Origin of the sequence: Acinetobacter sp. C26M, from assembly GCF_023702675.1 — a bacterium.
Lineage (GTDB): Bacteria > Pseudomonadota > Gammaproteobacteria > Pseudomonadales > Moraxellaceae > Acinetobacter.
The window spans coordinates 719157-737467 of the sequence record NZ_CP098478.1; the positions used below are offsets into that span (position 1 = coordinate 719157).

The 18311-nt window shown below is 39.3% G+C and carries 16 protein-coding genes; 14 read left to right on the forward strand and 2 right to left on the reverse strand.

The window, feature by feature from the left end:
- The first annotated feature begins 57 nt into the window (after nt 1–57).
- On the forward strand, nt 58–1143 hold the full coding sequence (gene hisC, locus NDN11_RS03370; RefSeq protein ID WP_251110766.1) for a histidinol-phosphate transaminase: 1086 nt from the start codon (nt 58–60) through the stop codon (nt 1141–1143).
- A gap of 14 nt (nt 1144–1157) precedes the next feature.
- Here the strand turns inward: hisC and pabB are convergent, their stop codons facing one another.
- Nucleotides 1158–2501: an aminodeoxychorismate synthase component I gene (pabB, locus tag NDN11_RS03375; protein ID WP_251110767.1), complete on the reverse strand. Its 1344-nt coding sequence runs from the start codon at nt 2499–2501 to the stop codon at nt 1158–1160.
- A gap of 509 nt (nt 2502–3010) precedes the next feature.
- Between pabB and filA the strand changes: the two genes are divergently transcribed.
- The 6 genes from filA (at nt 3011) to filF (ending at nt 11407) form a co-directional block, all read left to right on the forward strand.
- A complete protein-coding gene (gene filA / locus NDN11_RS03380; protein ID WP_251110768.1) occupies nt 3011–4060 on the forward strand; it encodes a putative pilus system protein FilA in 1050 nt (349 codons plus the stop codon).
- 360 nt (nt 4061–4420) lie between these two features.
- Nucleotides 4421–5254: a putative pilus system C39 family peptidase FilB gene (filB, locus tag NDN11_RS03385; RefSeq protein ID WP_251110769.1), complete on the forward strand. Its 834-nt coding sequence runs from the start codon at nt 4421–4423 to the stop codon at nt 5252–5254.
- A 45-nt stretch (nt 5255–5299) separates the two neighbouring features.
- Nucleotides 5300–6448, forward strand: coding sequence for a putative pilus system protein FilC (gene filC, locus NDN11_RS03390; protein ID WP_251110770.1), 1149 nt, complete (start codon nt 5300–5302; stop codon nt 6446–6448).
- Between the two features lie 15 nt (nt 6449–6463).
- Nucleotides 6464–8128, forward strand: a complete 1665-nt coding sequence (gene filD, locus NDN11_RS03395; protein WP_251111481.1) for a putative pilus system OmpP1/FadL family transporter FilD — start codon at nt 6464–6466, stop codon at nt 8126–8128.
- Nucleotides 8128–9399, forward strand: coding sequence for a putative pilus assembly protein FilE (gene filE, locus NDN11_RS03400; protein ID WP_251111482.1), 1272 nt, complete (start codon nt 8128–8130; stop codon nt 9397–9399). Before filD ends, filE begins: the two co-directional genes overlap by 1 nt.
- A 19-nt stretch (nt 9400–9418) precedes the next feature.
- A complete protein-coding gene (gene filF / locus NDN11_RS03405) occupies nt 9419–11407 on the forward strand; it encodes a putative pilus system protein FilF (protein ID WP_251110771.1) in 1989 nt (662 codons plus the stop codon).
- Nucleotides 11408–11443: 36 nt separating this feature from the next.
- Here the strand turns inward: filF and NDN11_RS03410 are convergent, their stop codons facing one another.
- The gene (locus tag NDN11_RS03410; RefSeq protein WP_167247886.1) at nt 11444–11992 is read right to left on the reverse strand and encodes an NUDIX hydrolase; all 549 of its coding nucleotides are present in this window, start codon (nt 11990–11992) and stop codon (nt 11444–11446) included.
- A 129-nt stretch (nt 11993–12121) separates the two neighbouring features.
- Here NDN11_RS03410 and NDN11_RS03415 point away from each other — a divergent pair, with 129 nt between their 5' ends.
- From NDN11_RS03415 to fghA, 7 genes are all read left to right on the forward strand, one after another.
- Nucleotides 12122–12727, forward strand: a complete 606-nt coding sequence (locus NDN11_RS03415) for a CoA pyrophosphatase (RefSeq protein WP_032864536.1) — start codon at nt 12122–12124, stop codon at nt 12725–12727.
- 23 nt (nt 12728–12750) lie between these two features.
- Nucleotides 12751–13278, forward strand: a complete 528-nt coding sequence (locus NDN11_RS03420; RefSeq protein ID WP_251111483.1) for a gamma carbonic anhydrase family protein — start codon at nt 12751–12753, stop codon at nt 13276–13278.
- 132 nt (nt 13279–13410) lie between these two features.
- Entirely contained in the window at nt 13411–14109 is a 699-nt protein-coding gene (gene tsaB, locus NDN11_RS03425; protein WP_167247887.1) for a tRNA (adenosine(37)-N6)-threonylcarbamoyltransferase complex dimerization subunit type 1 TsaB, read from the forward strand.
- Nucleotides 14110–14117: 8 nt separating this feature from the next.
- Nucleotides 14118–14939: an undecaprenyl-diphosphate phosphatase gene (locus NDN11_RS03430; RefSeq protein WP_167247888.1), complete on the forward strand. Its 822-nt coding sequence runs from the start codon at nt 14118–14120 to the stop codon at nt 14937–14939.
- Nucleotides 14939–15748 (forward strand): class I SAM-dependent methyltransferase, encoded by an 810-nt coding sequence (locus tag NDN11_RS03435; RefSeq protein WP_251110772.1) that lies wholly within the window; start codon nt 14939–14941, stop codon nt 15746–15748. Before NDN11_RS03430 ends, NDN11_RS03435 begins: the two co-directional genes overlap by 1 nt.
- 209 nt (nt 15749–15957) lie before the next feature.
- The gene (locus NDN11_RS03440; RefSeq protein WP_251110773.1) at nt 15958–17403 is read left to right on the forward strand and encodes a C13 family peptidase; all 1446 of its coding nucleotides are present in this window, start codon (nt 15958–15960) and stop codon (nt 17401–17403) included.
- Nucleotides 17372–18211 (forward strand): S-formylglutathione hydrolase, encoded by an 840-nt coding sequence (fghA, locus tag NDN11_RS03445; RefSeq protein ID WP_251110774.1) that lies wholly within the window; start codon nt 17372–17374, stop codon nt 18209–18211. Before NDN11_RS03440 ends, fghA begins: the two co-directional genes overlap by 32 nt.
- The last annotated feature ends 100 nt before the right edge of the window (nt 18212–18311 follow it).

An 18311-nucleotide genomic window follows, 5' to 3' on the forward strand; every position in this document is an offset into this window, starting at 1 on the left:
TTCAAAGATTGATAGGGGCTGGTTAGCCCCTTTTTTAGGATACATGAGAGTAGAACAATGACGTTTACAGCAGAGCAAATGCGTTTTTGGAGCCCAGAGGTTCGTGAGTTAGAACCTTATGTACCAGGTGAGCAACCTAAAATTCAGAACTTACTCAAACTGAATACCAATGAAAATCCTTATCCACCATCACCAAAAGTGGTAGAAGCAGTCCAAGCTGTTTTAGCAGATCATGCTGATGCGTTACGTCTGTATCCCGACCCAGATGCGATGGCTTTAAAGCAGGCGATTGCCAAGCAGCAGCATGTTGATGTGGGACAAGTCTTTGTTGGTAATGGGTCGGATGAGGTATTGGCGCATATTTTTAAAGCGTTTTTTATTCAAAAAGAGCCAATTCTTTATCCCGACATTACCTATAGTTTTTATCCTGTTTATAGCCAATTTTTTGCAACGCAAACCAAGCAGATTCCTTTGAATGAAAAATTCGAAATTGATGTATCGGATTATGAGCAGGAAAATGGCGGGATCATCATTACTAATCCAAATGCGCCAACCAGCATTGCATTAGGATTAGCACAGATTGAGCAGGTGCTTAAGGCAAATCCAGATCGTGTGGTCGTGATTGATGAAGCCTATGTCGATTTTGGTGCTGAGTCTGCGGTGCAATTGGTCAATCGCTATGAAAATTTAGTGGTTTGCCAAACGACATCTAAGTCTCGTTCACTGGCGGGCTTACGCGTTGGTTTTGCCATTGCACAAGCACATTTGATTGCGGCACTTGAAGCAGTCAAAAATAGTTTTAACTCCTATCCAATTGATCGTTTTGCAATAGCCGCCGCCGTAGCTTCATTCGAAGATCAAGCTTATTTTGAAGCGCAATGTGCCAAAGTGATTGAGAGCCGAGAAAAATTAGTGACTGACCTCACTGCCTTGGGCTTTGAGGTATTACCTTCGAAAGCCAATTTTATCTTTGCTACACATCCGCAACATGATGCTGCTCAGTTGTCTCAACAATTGCGTGAACAGGGGATTATTGTGCGTTATTTCAATAAGCCGCGCATTAATCAATTCTTGCGTATCACGATTGGTACAGATGAACAAAACCAGCGTTTAGTCGATACGCTTAAAACACAAATTTTATAAATCTGTATTGAGTCTTATTGTTCAGATCTCTGCCATGTATTGAGCAAATCAAGCATGGCAGAAATTTTATCAAAGCATTCTTGATACTCTGCTTCTGCATCAGAAGCAATGGTGATGCCACCACCCGCCCACATGGATAATTGATTTTGATATTTTTGAATACTGCGAATCAAGATATTCCAACTACCTGTACCATCGAAATTAAAATAACCTAAGCTGCCACAATAAGCACCACGCGGCGCACCTTCTAATTCTTCAATGATTTGCATGGCACGAATCTTCGGTGCACCTGTGATTGAACCACCGGGTAGTGCAGACAATAACATTTGCATTGGATTGATTTCAGCTTTTAAGGTCGCGGTAATCTCGCTGACCATGTGATGAACTTGATTAAAGCTTTCAATTTCAAATAATTTGGTTGTTTCAACAGAGCCTGTTTCCGCATAGACACTCAAGTCATTGCGGAGCAAATCTACAATCATGACATTCTCTGCCTGATCTTTTTCAGATTGACTGAGTTTGTCCTTTGAGATCTGATCTTGCTGTGGATCATCAAAGCGTGGCATCGTGCCTTTAATTGGGCGCGTTTTAATTTCTCGATTGTTTTTAAACTCAATGAAGAGCTCAGGAGAGCAACTAAGCAATTCAAAATCGTTGATTTTGAGATAACCAGCATAAGGTGCTTGGGTGAGTTCCCATAAATCATTAGCACGGCTTAAGAGAGAACCTTGTACATGTGCTGTAAATTCTTGAGTGAGGTTAATTTGATAACAATCACCTGCTTTGATGTATTCCTGTACTTGATGAAAAGCATTTAAATATTCAGATTTAGACCAACGAGGACGGCATTGTTTGTCTAAAGAAAGTGCTGGCATTTGTTTGGGCTCATTGACCCGATTCAAAATTTCTTGATAAATATACTCAGCTTGATCTTCATTACTATAAAAGTACCAAGCATCTTCTTGAAATTTTAAAAAGCTTGAGTATTGACCCAAGAAAAAACTTGGCTGTGGATGTGCATCAATCTCAATGAATTGATCGGCACTATAGTCATAGCTAAAAAAGCCAATGTATCCACCATTAAAGCTATTATTACGATTAGATGTTGGCGCGTGGTGAAACTTAGAAAACTCTATCAGTGAAATTGCTTCATTGTTGCGTCTATATTGATTGAATTGTATTTGTTGAAATTGCTGAAGCTTAGCTTGTTGAAAAATTAAAAAAACTTGAGGTAAAAAGGCAATGACAGGTGTGCCTTGGTCATGCAAATAAACCAATCCAGTTAAATCATACAGTCGGGACAGAAGCTCAAATGCAGAAGTGAGTTGCGTATTAAGCTTTTGCTGAAAATAAGACATAAAAAGGGAATACTTGCGCTGCATTTAGAGAGCGAAATTGTACTACATTCAAAAATATCAAACTTATGTTTAGCCTGCTGTTTGATTAAAAAACTGATGTTTCTAAGGTTCGATTGCGTAGATGGAATAAATGATGTATTTATCAAATTAGTATAAATAAAGCATTATTGTTAACACTTCCGATCTGAACTTTAGCGACGATAAATGGTGAATAGATTAGAGTTTAGATTTGATGTTCAAAAAATTATGATAAAAATCATCAATAATTACATATTGTTGTAATATTTTTTTAAAATAGTTGCTGTTGAGTGTTTTATATGCCGTTTGTCGGTTTGTGGATAAAAAGCAGTTAACAGGAGTTGAACATAAAATAACAAACAGGTAATTTAGTAATTGCTAAGCGAACTACTCAAGGATTGGAAGTTCAAGTTGTCATTTAAGAATAAAACGACCGTGGACAGTTTAGAGTAGTGTAAGTCAAAAAATAAATGCTCTTGGGAGAGTGCTCAATGAAAATGTTTACTAAACTAGCTTTAGTTTCTTCAATGGCGATTAGCGCAAATGCAATGGCTTTGCAGTCAATGGATGATGCTGCACTAAGCGCTGCAACAGGTCAAGATGGTATTAATCTTGGTATCGGAATTTCAAAAATTGAAATCGATAAAGTCTTAATTCATGATAATGATGGTTTAGCTACTAGCGCAACAATTGGCGGTGGTACATCTAGTCCAACAAACCCTACGATTACTGGTGGTTCGGCAACTGCTGGTGCGATTATTGTCAATAATATTAAAATCTCGGCTCCGGAAGCAGTTGATGCGAATGGCGTGGGTACTGGTAGCTATGATACATCACGTATGTTAGCAACTGGCAATTTAGCAGATATTCGTATTGACTCAGATGCTGGTACGGGTACTGGTAATACAGCATTCTTGAATGTTGCTGCAAAAGTATCAGGTTTAGATATCAAAATCGGTGAAATTGGTGTTTCTGCTTCAACTGGTGGTAATACTGGTACAGCAGGTGCTTCTGGTACAGGCATTCGTCGTGGTAATGATACTGCTAACTATAATGCAATTTTATCTGGTTTAACTTTAAAAACTGGCCAAATGAATGCAAATATTCAGTTGGGTGCCGCTCCTCAAGGTGCGATGATCGTATTAAATACCAAAATGGTTGGTGGTTTAGAAATTAAAGATCTTGGTATTTTAGATAACTCTACAAATGGTGCTACGATTGCGACAGGCGTAACGACTACTGCTGCTGGTGAAATTCGTCTTGATAGTATCAAAGTTGCTGATGCAAGTGGTGCGGATTTGTCTGTAGATGCTAAAGTGAGTGTTTATGGTCAAAGCGCTGCGAATGCTGGCTTCTTGAAAATTGTGACAGGCACAACAAGTCCTGGAACAGACGTTTATATTAAGGGTGTTCATTTAGGTAGTGCTACTGCTGCATCAATTGGTGATGTAGAAGTTCAAGGTATGCGTACTTATTACAATCCATCTCATACTTTTGGTGGTGATACGACGGGTACAGCAATTACAATTTCTGGTCACTAATCTGTTACCAAAACAAAAAAAGCGCATAAAGCGCTTTTTTTGTTTTTATTTAAGTAAAATGCCAATAAATAAATTAACGAACGAGTTATTTGCAAAATCGATAACAAAGTTTAATAGATTAATTTTCTATTTTTTCAAGTCTTAGAAATAATTCATTGTTGTAAAAAAGTTTCATTAAAGAATGGAATTGTTTAATTGTGGGCTTATTTATAAAAAAAATAACATTCCGTCAAAAAAAACTAAAAAAAAGATGTATTTTTTTATAAAAAAAGGTATCTTCAACTTGCAGGGATGGAGTGTCGTAGACACTAAAAATAAAATGAATAAGGCAAGTGCTGCCATTGTTAGAAAAAGAGACTTATGTTAGAGATCGCTTTAGGCTCGGCATTGATGTATTACTTTACAACGCAAGCCTTTGAAATAGAAAAAAAACCAGAAGGGACTGTATTCTATACAGAAACTTTGGATTCTCGTAACCCCTCGTTTACACGAAACCATCGTGAAGCAGTTGTGATTAAACCGGCTGTAGAGGAGCAATTCCGTGGAATTGTACGCCAAGCTTATGATTATAGCTGTGGTTCCGCTGCATTAACGACCTTATTAAATGGTTATGGCGGTTTACAATTAACTGAACAGCAAACAATGAGCGGTCTACTCCAATATGGAGAGTATCAGCGTATTATCGAGCGTCGAAGTTTCTCCTTATTGGATATGAAGCGTTTTGTCTCTGCTTTAGGGATTAATAGTGGCGGCTATCGTGGGGAATTCTCTGATCTTACCTCGTTGAAACAACCAGCGATTGTTCCTATTACCTATGCTGGCTTTAAACATTTTGTAGTATATAAAGCGTATAAAGATGGAAGGGTTTATGTTGCAGATCCTGCATTAGGAAATATTAGTTTCGATGAAAATCGATTTAAAGAAATTTGGGATAACAATACATTATTTATTGTTGATATTCCTCAGCAATATCAAAAGAGCTTATTAGCATTGCAAGATGCTGATATGCGTCATGTAGAGGACGCAACAGTAAATCGCTATGCCCTTGCTGAAATTCAGTTTCCAACTCAAAAATTGGAGCGCCTTGCCGATAAGGCTTCAACGATGCGTAGAGTATTGGATGCCGATCCTAAGTCAGCAACTTATAACCAACCAATTACGACCTATATGCGCTTATATTACAAGCGGAAGTAAGTTTATAAAAATCAGTAAAATTAATGTAATAGGATGCAAAGTAAAATGAATCATACATGGATGAGAATGAGTGTGTTAGCCTTAAGTTTAAGTGCGATCACATCAACACTTTACGCAGCAGAACAACAACCTACTACTGACTCTGTAGCATCTGGTGCAGATCAAGTGTCGGCAGCGGAAGGACAGGGGAATGCGGTTGCTGAACATTCAGCAAATCCAGTTGTGGAAACTAGCTCGGTTGCTGAAGGAAGTCAGGCTGATCAGGCTGCGAGTGCTTTACAGAAAAAAGAAAGTGATGCAACTCAAGAAACAAATTTACAAGAAGTATTCACTTCCAATGAACGTCAATATTCATTAATTAAGAAAGGTATTTTTTCGTCTTATTATGATTTGGACTATACCTACTATCGTGATAGCCGTCTTGATTTAGCATTAAATGATAGCAATAGTTCACTGTCGAGATTGCGCATAGAAGAGGATGCAAATCACACTTTAACCAATACGTTTACGGTTCAGTATGGTTTATTGGACAATGTGACATTATCTGCTTCATTGCCTTTTGTGGCAAAAAAAGATCTGTTGAACGATCAAACAACGGCTGGCTTAGGTGATATTAATTTTGGCGCACGTTGGGAGCCATTTCCTTTAAAACAAGGGCGTTTGCCATTAGTTTTATTCGGAAGCCTATCATCTAAAACTGGCGATAGCCCTTATGAAGTAGGTGCCACTGAGTTATCAACGGGTAAGGGATATTATTCTGTTGGCGCTGGTGCGAGTACACGTAAATATATCGATCCTGTAGTGTTATTTGCCTCAGTTTCTACAAGTTACGGTCTAAAAGAGTCTGGTTTAAACCAGCTTCGTGGTGAGAGGATCTTGGAAAGTTTTGATCCAGGGTTAAGTGGTGGATTCTCTTTTGGTTTTGCTTACTCCTTTAACTATGATGTGTCTTTGACTATGTCATATCAACAAAGCTTCAATACTGGGGCGAAATTCTATTTTAAGGATAATTCGAGCTACCAATCTGCCGATCAAAGTAGTGCAATGTTGTCATTTGCTTTGGGCGTGCGTGTATCTCCAGAGACAATTGTAAATGGTACTGTAGGGATTGGTCTAACTGAGGATGCACCTGATGTTTCATTAGGTTTATCTTTCCCGCTTGATATCATAGGTTTTGGTAAAAAAGTTCGTTAAGGAGATGTAATAATGGTGAAACACCTTAAATTATGTCCATTAACGATAGCAATCTTTTTTGCTGGGCTATCGAGTGCCACACATGCACAACTCGGACAAGACTTATCGGTAGATTTACGTTCTTTGGCGTTAGGTAATGCTGTTACTGCGGACCCTCCTGGAATTAGCGCAGTTCACTTTAACCCTGCCGCACTTGCTAAATTAGATGGTTTGCAAACAGATGTGCAGGGGATTCTGGCTAATTTTGCAATTAAACGGGATTATTCAGCACCAGGTGGGTATAACGTCTTTGGTTATTCAGATGATCCACTTGTATGTAATGACGGTCCAGAAGTCGATGCAAATATTTGTACTGATTTTAAAGGTACTGTGAGTGGTGATGTTGAATATGCCAGTATTTATGTACCTGTTTTAAAGAAAATCGTAGATTTAGGACCGAACTCGCCTTTAGCTGCGCCGACGGCAGGTATTTCTTATAAACCTCCTGGCTCTAAAGTAACTTACGCAACGGCTATTTATGCACCGCTTGTTGCTGGTTTTGGTGCCGAAGATGGTAATCCAAGTAACTATATGGGACAGCAGGTTGCATTAGAACGTATTACTTATTTGTCGCCTTCATTTGGTTATCAGGTAAATGATAATCTATATCTAGGGGCATCATTTGGAATGTCCTACCAAGCCATTGCGATGAAAACTGATTTACGTTTCCCTAATGAGTTAATTGGGGTATTACGTATGGTTGATGAGGTGGTCTGTGGACCATTCAAAGAAAATGGCGATATTATTACGGATTTGTTACTTTTTGGTATGTGTAATGCTAAAGAGGGAATGAACCCGTTTAGTAAAGTTGGTGCTTTAGATGTATCACTTGAGCAGTCATTAAGCCCAAGCTATAACTTAGGCTTGCTTTGGGAACCTACGGATGATTTTAGTTTCGGTATGGTTTATCAGAGTGAAGCAAAAATGCGTTTGCATGGGAAATACTTAATTAATGTGGCCCAAGCACCTCGAGATTTGATTGCGGGATTAAACTCATCTGCAACAGGCCAAATTCTGGCGGCAATTCTAGGATTCCCAAGTTATGCGCCTGCCGTTGAGTCTGGTTTATTAGCAATGGATTTTAAATATCCGCAACATTTTAAAGCTGGGATTAAGTATAAGATATTTCCTGATTTACAAATGAATTTTGATTTGGGATGGACGGATTTCTCGGCATGGGATAAGTTTAGATTTGAATTCGATCGGCAAATTTCACTATTAAAAGTTGCTAAATTATTGTCAGCAGACGTAACGGATCGATCACTGGCTTTACCATTAAAATTTCAGTCTTCTTGGCGTTGGGGGATTGGCTTTGAGTACTCTGCAACAGATCGTTTGAAGTTACGTATGGGTTATGAACCTCGAACTAGTTCAATCCCTGACGATAAACGAAATACGATGGTACCGATTAATAATGCACAATTATTTGGTCTAGGTCTTGGATATCGTTTTGATCAGGATACAGATATCGATTTATCTATTGGTTTCTTACGTAGTCGTGATGATATTCCTGCAAATACAAGTAGTCTATCCAATAAAACAGGGGTCGATAACTTGTTATTAAACCCTTATGCTGGCTTAAATGTGAAAACAAATACAAAAGTAACTTTACTTGGAATTAACTACAGAACTCGATGGTAATGCAAAATAAAAGGACTCAACAATCAGCACTTGCTATTTCATTATTATTTTTAATGGTATCAAGTGTCTCGACTGTTTATGCGGATGGTTTCTATACGATTATTGGTCCAGATGGTCGTCCAATGGTTGTGCCTATGAAATTGGGGAAAAAAGAAGCAGAGCCTCGTAAGCAGCAACAGGAACTTCATGTTGAAAAAACATCGCAACCAACTATTGATAAGACCAACACAATAGAGAGAGTAATTGTACCTCTTGAACAGAAACGGGCGGTAGAATCGCCTAAGTCACTTCAAACCAAGCAAGCTCAACAGAGTACAATTACAAAAAATATAATTGAGCCAGAAGTCTCACAGCCTAAAATAGTGCCCAAAGTTATTGAGCAAGCAGCTGATTCATCTAAAGCAATGAAGATGATCAATAAGGATTCTGAAACAAAATCTTCAACACAAGCGAAGAAATTCAATGAGACTCGGGCATCTTCAAGCTCCTTACCGACAAAGATACCAACAATTGAAAAAGCACCAACAGTTGTAGAAAAAGTACCATTAACTAAAAGTGCTCCAATTTCTTCAAATCAAGTTGCCTCAGCAGTTGGATTTAATCAGATTGATGGTGTTGACTATGTCAATAATGAATATTTAGAAAATCAAGAATTTAATTTAGATGGTAAAAAACGTTTTTATACCATGCCTGATGGCACAGGTCGTTTGGAGACGATTGAACGTAAAAAAGGAGTGAGTCGTTCAGTTCTAGATAAACTGTTGAATCGTTCGCAACAGTCGGCAGCTTCAATAGCTTTATCAGGGACCTATGTGCGTTTATCGAGTGAAGATTTAAAAGCTGCCTTTGAAAATGATCGTTGTTTTTTAGATGGTTATAAGAAGTCGATCAAAACACTTGCACTGAAAAAAGATGTTGGGCTTTGGCCTCGCAAGCCACTTAAGGAAAAGTTTGAATATGAATTGGTCAAACTGGCTCCCTCAATTCAATATATGCAAATTGATTCATATGCTTCTAACACTCAAAAACCAGTTTATTACTGGCCTTTAGTTGTATTCTTAGATGATAAGGGCTGTATTGAAGAAGGTGTGAGTGGATTTAAAAATAGTGCAACTGCTGCGACTGTGTTACAACATTCAGGTATCCAAGGTGTGATAAAAGTACCGGAAGGTGTCCATTATATGCTGATGACCCCATTAGCATCAGCCGTTGATGTTTCTGAACAAGAACTTTCAAATCAAGGACAGATAAAAATTTCTGTTTTACAGTAATCATGGATAGGATTAACCAATGATGAACAAAAAAATATTATTGCCATTTGCATTTTCAACTTTGGCTATTCTGTTACATGGTTGTGGTGGTGAAAGTAGTAAAATCAATGAAGATCCAACAAAAGGTGTAACAGGGGTTACCTCGAATACGAGTTGTAATGTGACAGCAGATGATTGTCTACAGTTTGTATTGGACTATCCTATTGCTGGGTTAAACTTTGATTGTAGTAGTGATAAGGTCAATCACTTTGCAACAAAATTGGATGGTAATATTGTTACAGGCGCTTGTAAATTAGGCGACAGTGTTACTTTTTATATTCAAGGTGCCCAGAGTCCTCGAAAAATTAGTTTAGGCACTATTCAGTTAGATAATATTTCTAAAATTAAATTAGCATTGTATCCACGTATCCGTGTTATAGACTTCGCTGCTGCTCTTACGGGTAAACAAGCTTCATTAAATATAAATGATGAAACCATACGTGTTGCTATGGCATTAGTGAAAATTTTTCAAAGTGTTGGACTAGAGCAAGACCATAATGTTGTAGGAGATATTCAACCAACAGCAATTAGTGATGAGAAAAAGCAGAAATTATCTGCTATAAGCAAAGATGTTGGGGTTGCTGAACTCGCGAGTGGTGAATATGTTGATATTTTGAAACCTTGGTTGGATGTAAGCCCTGTTTCTAATGAGCAAGCCTTTACAATGGTGACTCAACTTTTAAATTTGAGCAATGCCGGAATTTGGCAAGCAGATTTACCAATTTACAAAGCAGGTAGCGATGGTACGGTTACTCAGACCCTGAGTGGTAGTGGCGTACGACCAGATGGTTTCTTTGGGTGTAATAAAGCCGTCTATTTGGATTGTATGAAGGCAAGCAGTAGCTTATTACATTCTATGGGACGTTTCTTTTTACTCTCTGACCGTCAGGGTTACACACTTGGTTCTGGTCAACAATGGCGTGGTTCTGCGTCGCTAATAGGTAATTATGTAACGTTGCCATATATTCTAACAACCAAGGTTAAACCAATTAAGATGCAGATTAATGCGCAAAATGCGTGGTTTAATTCTATTAGCCAAGATATAAATTCAAACCAACCTTTACGTTTAAGCTTAACTGCAAATGCAGTAGATGATGTACTGATTAATCAAGGTAAATTGATGAATGGCAATACGATTGCTGGTACAGAAGCAGTTTATAAACAGTTGGTAAAAGCCAAGGATACGGACACGGTTGATAGTAGTCGCTTAGGTGTGTGGCAGCAAACGATTGATGGTAATGCTTATAAAGGAACCATTGATATTTTTAGAGTGAATCCAGCAAGTTATTTAGACAAAAATATTTTCCAGACTGAGGCGAATGTTAAAGCTGGAAAACCATACCTTTTTCCACTGTATGCAACTTTGACATTTAAATTTAATAAAGATACAACATTTCCTGCAGTCGATATCGGAATTATGATTGATGAGCATGGTGATATTCGTACTGATATTAAAAAAGATTCTACCTCCACAGATATGTCAGGTAATTGTGCAAGAACACAGACAAAAAATGCAGATGGTACAATCACAGATGAATTTGGTGAAACACAATATCGTATTGGTACAACTGGTGCGACATTATTTTCAACAAATGATAAGTCAATTACAGTACGTATGATTTTGTCTAATCCAAAGTTTGGAATGCTTGATGGCAATATGTTTGGTTTGAACCTCACGGAAACTACCGGGGCTAAAATCAATATTCATAATTTATTAAATGGACAAGCAACGGGAATTAACCTAACAGATTTTTCTAATAGTACTGTACCTTGGGCAAATTTTTATGCTGCAGCTCAGGCATCATATATAAAAGTTTATGATGAGTTAGCAGATGATACAGCAAGGAATGCATATGTGAAGCCAACTGATGAAGAGCGTGCATTGGCGAAACGTGCATCTGGTACAGTGAGTATTAAAATTGCGGATCAAAAAATCCCAGCATGTAATGCCATTAAAATAAAGTCATAAGTAAAAATAAAAAGACCGCAGATGCGGTCTTTTTATTTAGCCTGTATGATCTAGTCTTGTCCCTAGCGTTTCTAAATGTGTTGGAAATTCGCCATTTTTACGATCAGAAAAATAATGTCTAAGTGTCTGTTCTACACTAGGAAATGCCAGTTCTGTCCAAGGGATTTCATGTTCTTCAAATAGACGGCATTCAATGCTTTCTTCACCAGCACCGAACAAGCCCTGTTTTAATTGTGCTTTAAAAAGTACATAAATTTGTCCAATACGCGGAATATTGTACATACAATATAGTTGTTCGATCTCAACTTCAGCCTCAGCTTCTTCGCGAGTTTCTCTTGCAGCACCTTGCTCCATGGTTTCAAATAGTTCCATGTAACCTGCAGGTAAAGTCCATAAACCATAGCGAGGTTCGATTGCCCGACGACACAGCAAAACTTTATCGTCCCACAGTGCTAATGCGCCACAAATGACCTTGGGATTTTCATAGTGAATGTTGCCACAATGAGTGCAGACAAGTCTTGATTTATGATCACCTAGTGGAATTTTTGCTTCAGTCTGATGTCCACATGCAACGCAAAAGCTCATAATTATCATCGGCTGTAGAGATAGCTCAGCATAACTGAATTTTGATGACTTCGCATCATGATCTATGATTGCACTGAAAAATTCGGCTATGATGTTGATTAAGGAAAAAGAGAAAAAGAGAAGAGTCATATGGAAGAACCATCGTTAATACAGCTTTTACAACAACGGTTGCGTTTTTCCAAACGAATCCAGCAGGCGGATGCTGCAGTTTTGATTGCAATTACCCAAGAAATTCAACCAAAAGTTTTACTAACCCGCCGTTCTATGCAGCTGTCTCAACATGCAGGAGAAGTGTCTTTTCCTGGGGGAAAACGTGACCCAAGTGATACCAGTAATATCGTCGTTGCTTTGCGTGAGGCTCAGGAAGAGACTGCGCTGAATCCATTTGATGTCAAACTTTTGGGTGATTTACCCATACAGCGCGCACGAAGTGGTTTATCTGTCAAACCCATTGTGGGCTTAATACCCGCTCAAGTCGATTTAATTGCTCAACCTACAGAAATTGATCGAATTTTTTTTGCGCCATTACAAGAGTTGATGGATGCTCCCCCTTTGCCTTATGAAGTTCGCTTGGCACGACAGTCGCTTTATTTTCCAAGTATGCAGGTAGAAAGTGAAATTGTGTGGGGACTTACAGCTCGCATGTTAATTTCTTTATTTCAATATGGGTTGGGCTATCAAAAAAATTGGCCATTCTTGGTGAATCCGCCTCATTTTGGTTTATCTAAATTCTAATTTTTTAAGAGTTATTTATCATGATGTATACCTATCAGGGCTTGAGTCCAAAAGCGTTACATGAACCTTGGGATGGTTGGGTTGCTCCAACAGCAACAGTAATTGGTCAAGCAGAATTGGGTCGTCAGGTGAGTATTTGGTTTGGTGCTGTGGTTCGTGCCGATAATTATGTGATAAGAATTGGCAACTTTTCCAATATTCAGGAAAATGCAGTGCTGCATACCGATGCGGGTATTGAGTTAAATATTGGCGAATATGTCACGATTGGACATAAGGTGATGCTGCATGGTTGTACGATTGGTGATAATTCCTTAATTGGTATGAATGCTGTAATCCTCAATAATGCAGTGATTGGCAAGAACTGTATTATTGGCGCGAATGCACTGATTCCTGAAGGGAAAGTGATTCCAGATAATTCTGTAGTGATGGGTTCACCAGGTAAAGTGGTGAAAACATTGGATGAGCAGGGCGCTGCACGATTACGTTTAAGTGCCTTACATTATGCGGAACATTATAAAAAATTCTTAGATTTAGAGCCGTTTCAGTTCTAATCATTTCAAATTAATCAGCCAAGTTTATGCTTGGCTTTTTTATGGCAATAAAAAGACAATAACTCGCCTATCGCGTTTGAGTGGAGTATCATACTCGACGTTTTTTATCTCTTTTTTCGCTAAGGTTTTTGCATGAAGTTGCTTGCATTGGAAACTGCAAATGAGCAGTGTTCGGTTTCATTAATTGATGATACTCAAGAGCTGTATTTTCAGTTGGATGAGCGGACTAAAGCACAAACCCAAACGATTCTGCCTTTAACCGAACAAGCTTTACTACAAACAAAAACTCAATTGGCGGATTTAACCGCAATTGCATTTAGTCGTGGACCGGGCTCGTTTAGTGGTGTTCGTATCAATGCGGCTGTAGCGCAGGCACTCGCGTGGTCTCAGGATTTACCAGTGATTCCTGTATCAAGTCTACAGGCTTTGGCACAGGCGGCCTATCGTCTCAATGGCTTAGAGCAGGTGACGGCTGTTCTCGATGCACGTATGCAAGAAGTCTATATTGCCAATTTTAGTCTTGATGAGCAGGGCATGATGCAGGCGATTGATGATGAAAAGTTATTAGGTTATGAGCAAGCGTCTGCATATTGTAAATTTACCGTAATTGGTTCTGGTTCAGAATTAATTAAGCCAACTGAAATAGACTCAGAAGCGGCTTCCAATGCGCACACGTTAAATGTAGACATCAAGGCAACAGCACAGGATATTGCAGCGATTGCACGCGTTTACGCTGCACAACAAAAATGGGTAGATGCTGAACATGCATTGCCAGTGTACTTACGTGATGATGCTTGGAAAAAAATTCCAGAACAAGGTAAGGCGAATTAAGGTTAATTATGGATCTTTTATTGCTATTTAAAGCAGCGATCATGGGTTTGGTAGAGGGGATTACTGAGTTTCTACCGATTTCAAGTACAGGGCATCTTATTTTAACAGGTCAATTACTTGATTTTTGGACTGTTGAAAAAAGAGATATGTTTGCCGTGGCTGTTCAGATTGGTGCGATTGCAGCGGTTATTTATGAATACTGGGGTAAATTGTGGGGGGCGCTGATTGGTGCACTCACAGGACAAGAGCAAGGCCGCCGTTTAAGCCTGAATCTGATTATTGCCTCGATTCCAATTGTGATTATTGGTTTGACTTTCGGTGATGTGGTCAAGGCTTATTTATTTAATGCGATTACTGTTGCAATAGCCTTGATTGTCGGTGGCTTTATTATTTTATGGGCAGAGCGTCGCCCACATCAGATCGTTACTCAAGAAGTGGATGATCTCAGTTTTAAACAAGCGACCTTAATCGGTTTGATTCAGTGTTTGGCTTTGATTCCAGGGACTTCTCGCTCAGGCTCGACCATTATTGGCTCATTATTTTTAGGCGTATCACGCAAAGCGGCAGCTGAGTTTTCCTTTTTTTTAGGGATTCCAGTGCTGATGGGTGCAGGCTTATTAGATATGTACAAGATGCGCCATGAGTTGCACAGTAATGATATGGCAGTGTTAGCTGTTGGAATCATTGTTGCCTTTGTTTCAGCTTTGGTGGTGATTCGCGCTTTGATCCGTTATGTATCTAAGCATGACTTCACCGCATTTGCATACTATCGTATTGTGTTTGGCTTATTTATCTTGGCAACATGGTGGACAGGTTGGGTGCATTGGTAATGCAAATGCGATGTTGGTGTCCAGCGGAATGTGAGCAGCAATTTCTGCAATTGCAAACACGTTTGGCTGAGCTGAATGTACAGCTCAACGGGCAGGTGGTTGAAAAAATTAATGCACGGTTTTTACGTTTGAATCCTGACATGGCATTGGTTTTGGATGAAGACGGGCTTAGTCTCGCAGCCAATGGGATGAAAATGCAACCTGATTGGCGCGCGGAAATTCCTCGTCTAAAAAGAGCCAGTTTAAAATCTGAAATGATTGCCAGAGCCTGTCAACTGGGTGAGAAGCCAACATTAATTGATGCGACTGCTGGCTTAGGTCATGATAGTTTACTCATGGCCTATCTTGGTGCAGATGTACGTTTGGTTGAACGTCATCCGATTCTGTTTGTGTTACTGGAATATAGTAAAGCCCATGCTGAGCAAGATCCTTTCCTACAAACATCTATGCAGCGGATTCAACTAGTCTTTGCAGATTCAAATACTTATTTACAGCAGTTGGGTCAGCAAGGCGAGCAGGTGGATGTGGTGTATTTAGATCCAATGTTCCCGCAGCGTGATCAAAATCAGCAGGCTGTAAAGAAACAGGCACAAGTCAAAAAGCAGATGCAATTATTGCATATGTTATTGCCAGAAGATGGGGAAATGGATTTAGGTGATCAGCTATTGCATTTAGCGCAACAGATTGCCAAGCGCGTGATTGTGAAACGTCCAAGACATGCAGTTTATCTGGCAAATCAAACGCCTGATCATCAATGGCTAGGTGATGCATGTCGTTTTGATGCATATTTTCCAAAAGGTAAAATTTAACTCAAAATGAGATGATTGTTTGGCTTGCGTCAATGCTCAGTAAAGATTTGTGATATAGTGCAAAAGCATGATTGCTAAAAAATTCTTGTCGAGCTTACACTACAGTCGCGCATCGCGTTTTTTAGGAAAAGTACTGTCCATTCCATGACTAGAATGAGAATGGCATATTTTCAGTTTAGGCTTGAAAAGAGAAACTCCCGAAGAATTTTATGATAGACCTTAAACCCTCCATCAATATCTGGCATGATTTTAAAAGTAACCAAATTGCTGGAATGTGGTTGTTCTTGGGGTCTCGTCGCTCCTTACGGGTAGTACATCCTTCAATTACCCAACTCATTATCTGGGGTATTCTCGGAGGCTGTACTAACTCTTTGTATAGCTGGTTAGTGGCAGGTCAAGTCGGAGAGTTTAACTCGCAAGGTTTGATTGGTTACGCACTTTGGCCTTTTATTGCCCTCATTGTGGGTATTTTCCTTTCGCAACGTATGAACCAACCGCGTTTGATGTTGGTGCCTGCGTTGTTGTGGTTAGTACTTGATACCAATATTTTGCTTTTACAATGCATCATTCAGTATCTTGGCTCAAATGGCTATCTCAACTTTATTCCTGATAGTATTTATAACGGTTTCTTACCGCCATTGTTTGTGGGGCTATTTGTTTGGCAAAGTCTGGCTGTCATTTGGGTTTTTTCACGCGCCTTAAACTGGCCGTGGTGGGAACGTGCCTTAGTTTTTGTAGCAACCATTGCGACCATGGTGGTTTGGCAACTTTCAGTGAAAGATCAGCCGATTTGGAAAGTCGAAGAAACACCGCCTAGTTTTGCCGAAGATGCTTTCTACGCACAAAGCCATTTGCTAGATAAAGCACTTGATCAAATTCAATATGGTGATATTGCTAAAAGCCACTGGTATTTTATGGGTGTGGCAGGCGATAGCTATGTGGATGTGTTTAAATCTGAAATTGAGCGTATAAGAGAGCAGTTTGATACGCGTTTTGGAACATTTGGTCGTTCTATTATGCTGATTAATAATCCAGCGACGCGTTTAGAGGTGCCAATTGCATCTAAAACCAGTATGGAATTGGCTTTACGCCGTATTGGTCAGCAAATGAATCGTGATAGCGATGTGTTGTTTCTGTATATGACTTCACATGGTGAACGTAATCATTTTGAAATTGAAAATGCGCCCTTGGATTTAGGTCAAGTTGATCCAAAATGGTTAAGAGAAACACTGGATAAATCTGGGATTCGTTGGCGAGTGATCGTGATTTCAGCCTGTTATTCAGGTAGCTTTATTCCAGCATTGCAATCACCTGATACCTTAATTATTACCGCTTCTGCTGCGGATAAAACCTCGTTTGGCTGTAACAATGAGGCAGACTATACTTATTTTGGTCGAGCATTCTTTGATTTGGCAATGCGTGAACAATATTCAATGAAAAAAGCATTTGAGCAAGCCAAACAAACCGTGACCAAGTGGGAGGTGGCACAAGGTGTAGAGCCTTCTGAACCACAATGGTCTATGGGACGTAATATGGAACTCATGCTACCGCAGCTGGAGCCGTATTTATTCCCAACACAGAATATAGCAACCACAGATATTACAAAAACACAGGATGATGAACATGCAGCTACTGCAAAAAAATCGTTGTTTTGAGGGTGAGCAACGGATTTATCAGCTTGAATCTCAACATCTGAAAGGGACGAGCAAGGTTGGGGTATATTTACCGCCTGCTGCCTTAGAAGGAAAAGCATGTTCAGCCTTGTTTTATCTGGCAGGTTTAACCTGTACTGAAGATACCTTCGCCATTAAAGCACATGCCCAACGGATGGCTGCTCGATTAAGTCTGATTTTGATTACGCCTGATACTTCTCCACGCGGTGAAGGTGTTGCACAAGGGGATCATTGGGATATTGGGCAAGGCGCAGGTTTTTATATCAATGCGACGCAACAGCCTTGGGCTGAACATTACCAAATGGAATCTTATTTGGTAGATGAACTGTATGCCCATGTATTACAAGAGTTTCCAATCATCGAAAGTCAAATTGGTATCTTTGGACATTCGATGGGTGGGCATGGTGCTTTGACCTTGGCGTTTAAATATCCTGACCAATTTAAATCAGTCTCTGCTTTTGCTCCGATTTGTGCACCAAGTATTTGTCCTTGGGGCGAAAAGGCATTTAGCCAATATCTAGGAGCAGATCAACAGCAATGGTTAGCGCATGATGCGACTGCATTGGTTCAACAAAACGGCCGAATTTTCGATGAAATTTTGATTGATCAAGGTGTGGATGATCAGTTTTATGATCAATTAAACCCTGAAAACTTTAAACAAGCCTGCTTGGATGTTGGCCAACATCTGACTTTGCGTTTACATAAGGGTTATGACCACGGTTATTACTTTATTCAAAGTTTTATTGATGATCATCTGCAATTTCATGCGATTCAGTTAGAAAAGCAGTAAGACTATTTTGTAGCCTGTTTGATTATGTGGGTTAAATTGTTGGGTAGAATAATACTGCTAAATTAGAAGTAAAACTGTGCGATATCTTTTTTAAATTATA

What these genes read in the sequence shown, in the direction of transcription:
- pabB (WP_251110767.1), bottom strand. Translation starts at nt 2,501, where the DNA reads ATGTCTTATTTTCAGCAAAAGCTTAATACGCAACTCACTTCTGCATTT.
- filB (WP_251110769.1), top strand. Translation starts at nt 4,421, where the DNA reads ATGTTAGAGATCGCTTTAGGCTCGGCATTGATGTATTACTTTACAACG.
- fghA (WP_251110774.1), top strand. Translation starts at nt 17,372, where the DNA reads ATGCAGCTACTGCAAAAAAATCGTTGTTTTGAGGGTGAGCAACGGATT.
- filC (WP_251110770.1), top strand. Translation starts at nt 5,300, where the DNA reads ATGAATCATACATGGATGAGAATGAGTGTGTTAGCCTTAAGTTTAAGT.
- filE (WP_251111482.1), top strand. Translation starts at nt 8,128, where the DNA reads ATGCAAAATAAAAGGACTCAACAATCAGCACTTGCTATTTCATTATTA.
- filA (WP_251110768.1), top strand. Translation starts at nt 3,011, where the DNA reads ATGAAAATGTTTACTAAACTAGCTTTAGTTTCTTCAATGGCGATTAGC.
- tsaB (WP_167247887.1), top strand. Translation starts at nt 13,411, where the DNA reads ATGAAGTTGCTTGCATTGGAAACTGCAAATGAGCAGTGTTCGGTTTCA.
- NDN11_RS03435 (WP_251110772.1), top strand. Translation starts at nt 14,939, where the DNA reads ATGCAAATGCGATGTTGGTGTCCAGCGGAATGTGAGCAGCAATTTCTG.
- NDN11_RS03415 (WP_032864536.1), top strand. Translation starts at nt 12,122, where the DNA reads ATGGAAGAACCATCGTTAATACAGCTTTTACAACAACGGTTGCGTTTT.
- NDN11_RS03410 (WP_167247886.1), bottom strand. Translation starts at nt 11,992, where the DNA reads ATGAGCTTTTGCGTTGCATGTGGACATCAGACTGAAGCAAAAATTCCA.
- NDN11_RS03430 (WP_167247888.1), top strand. Translation starts at nt 14,118, where the DNA reads ATGGATCTTTTATTGCTATTTAAAGCAGCGATCATGGGTTTGGTAGAG.
- filF (WP_251110771.1), top strand. Translation starts at nt 9,419, where the DNA reads ATGATGAACAAAAAAATATTATTGCCATTTGCATTTTCAACTTTGGCT.
- NDN11_RS03440 (WP_251110773.1), top strand. Translation starts at nt 15,958, where the DNA reads ATGATAGACCTTAAACCCTCCATCAATATCTGGCATGATTTTAAAAGT.
- NDN11_RS03420 (WP_251111483.1), top strand. Translation starts at nt 12,751, where the DNA reads ATGTATACCTATCAGGGCTTGAGTCCAAAAGCGTTACATGAACCTTGG.
- hisC (WP_251110766.1), top strand. Translation starts at nt 58, where the DNA reads ATGACGTTTACAGCAGAGCAAATGCGTTTTTGGAGCCCAGAGGTTCGT.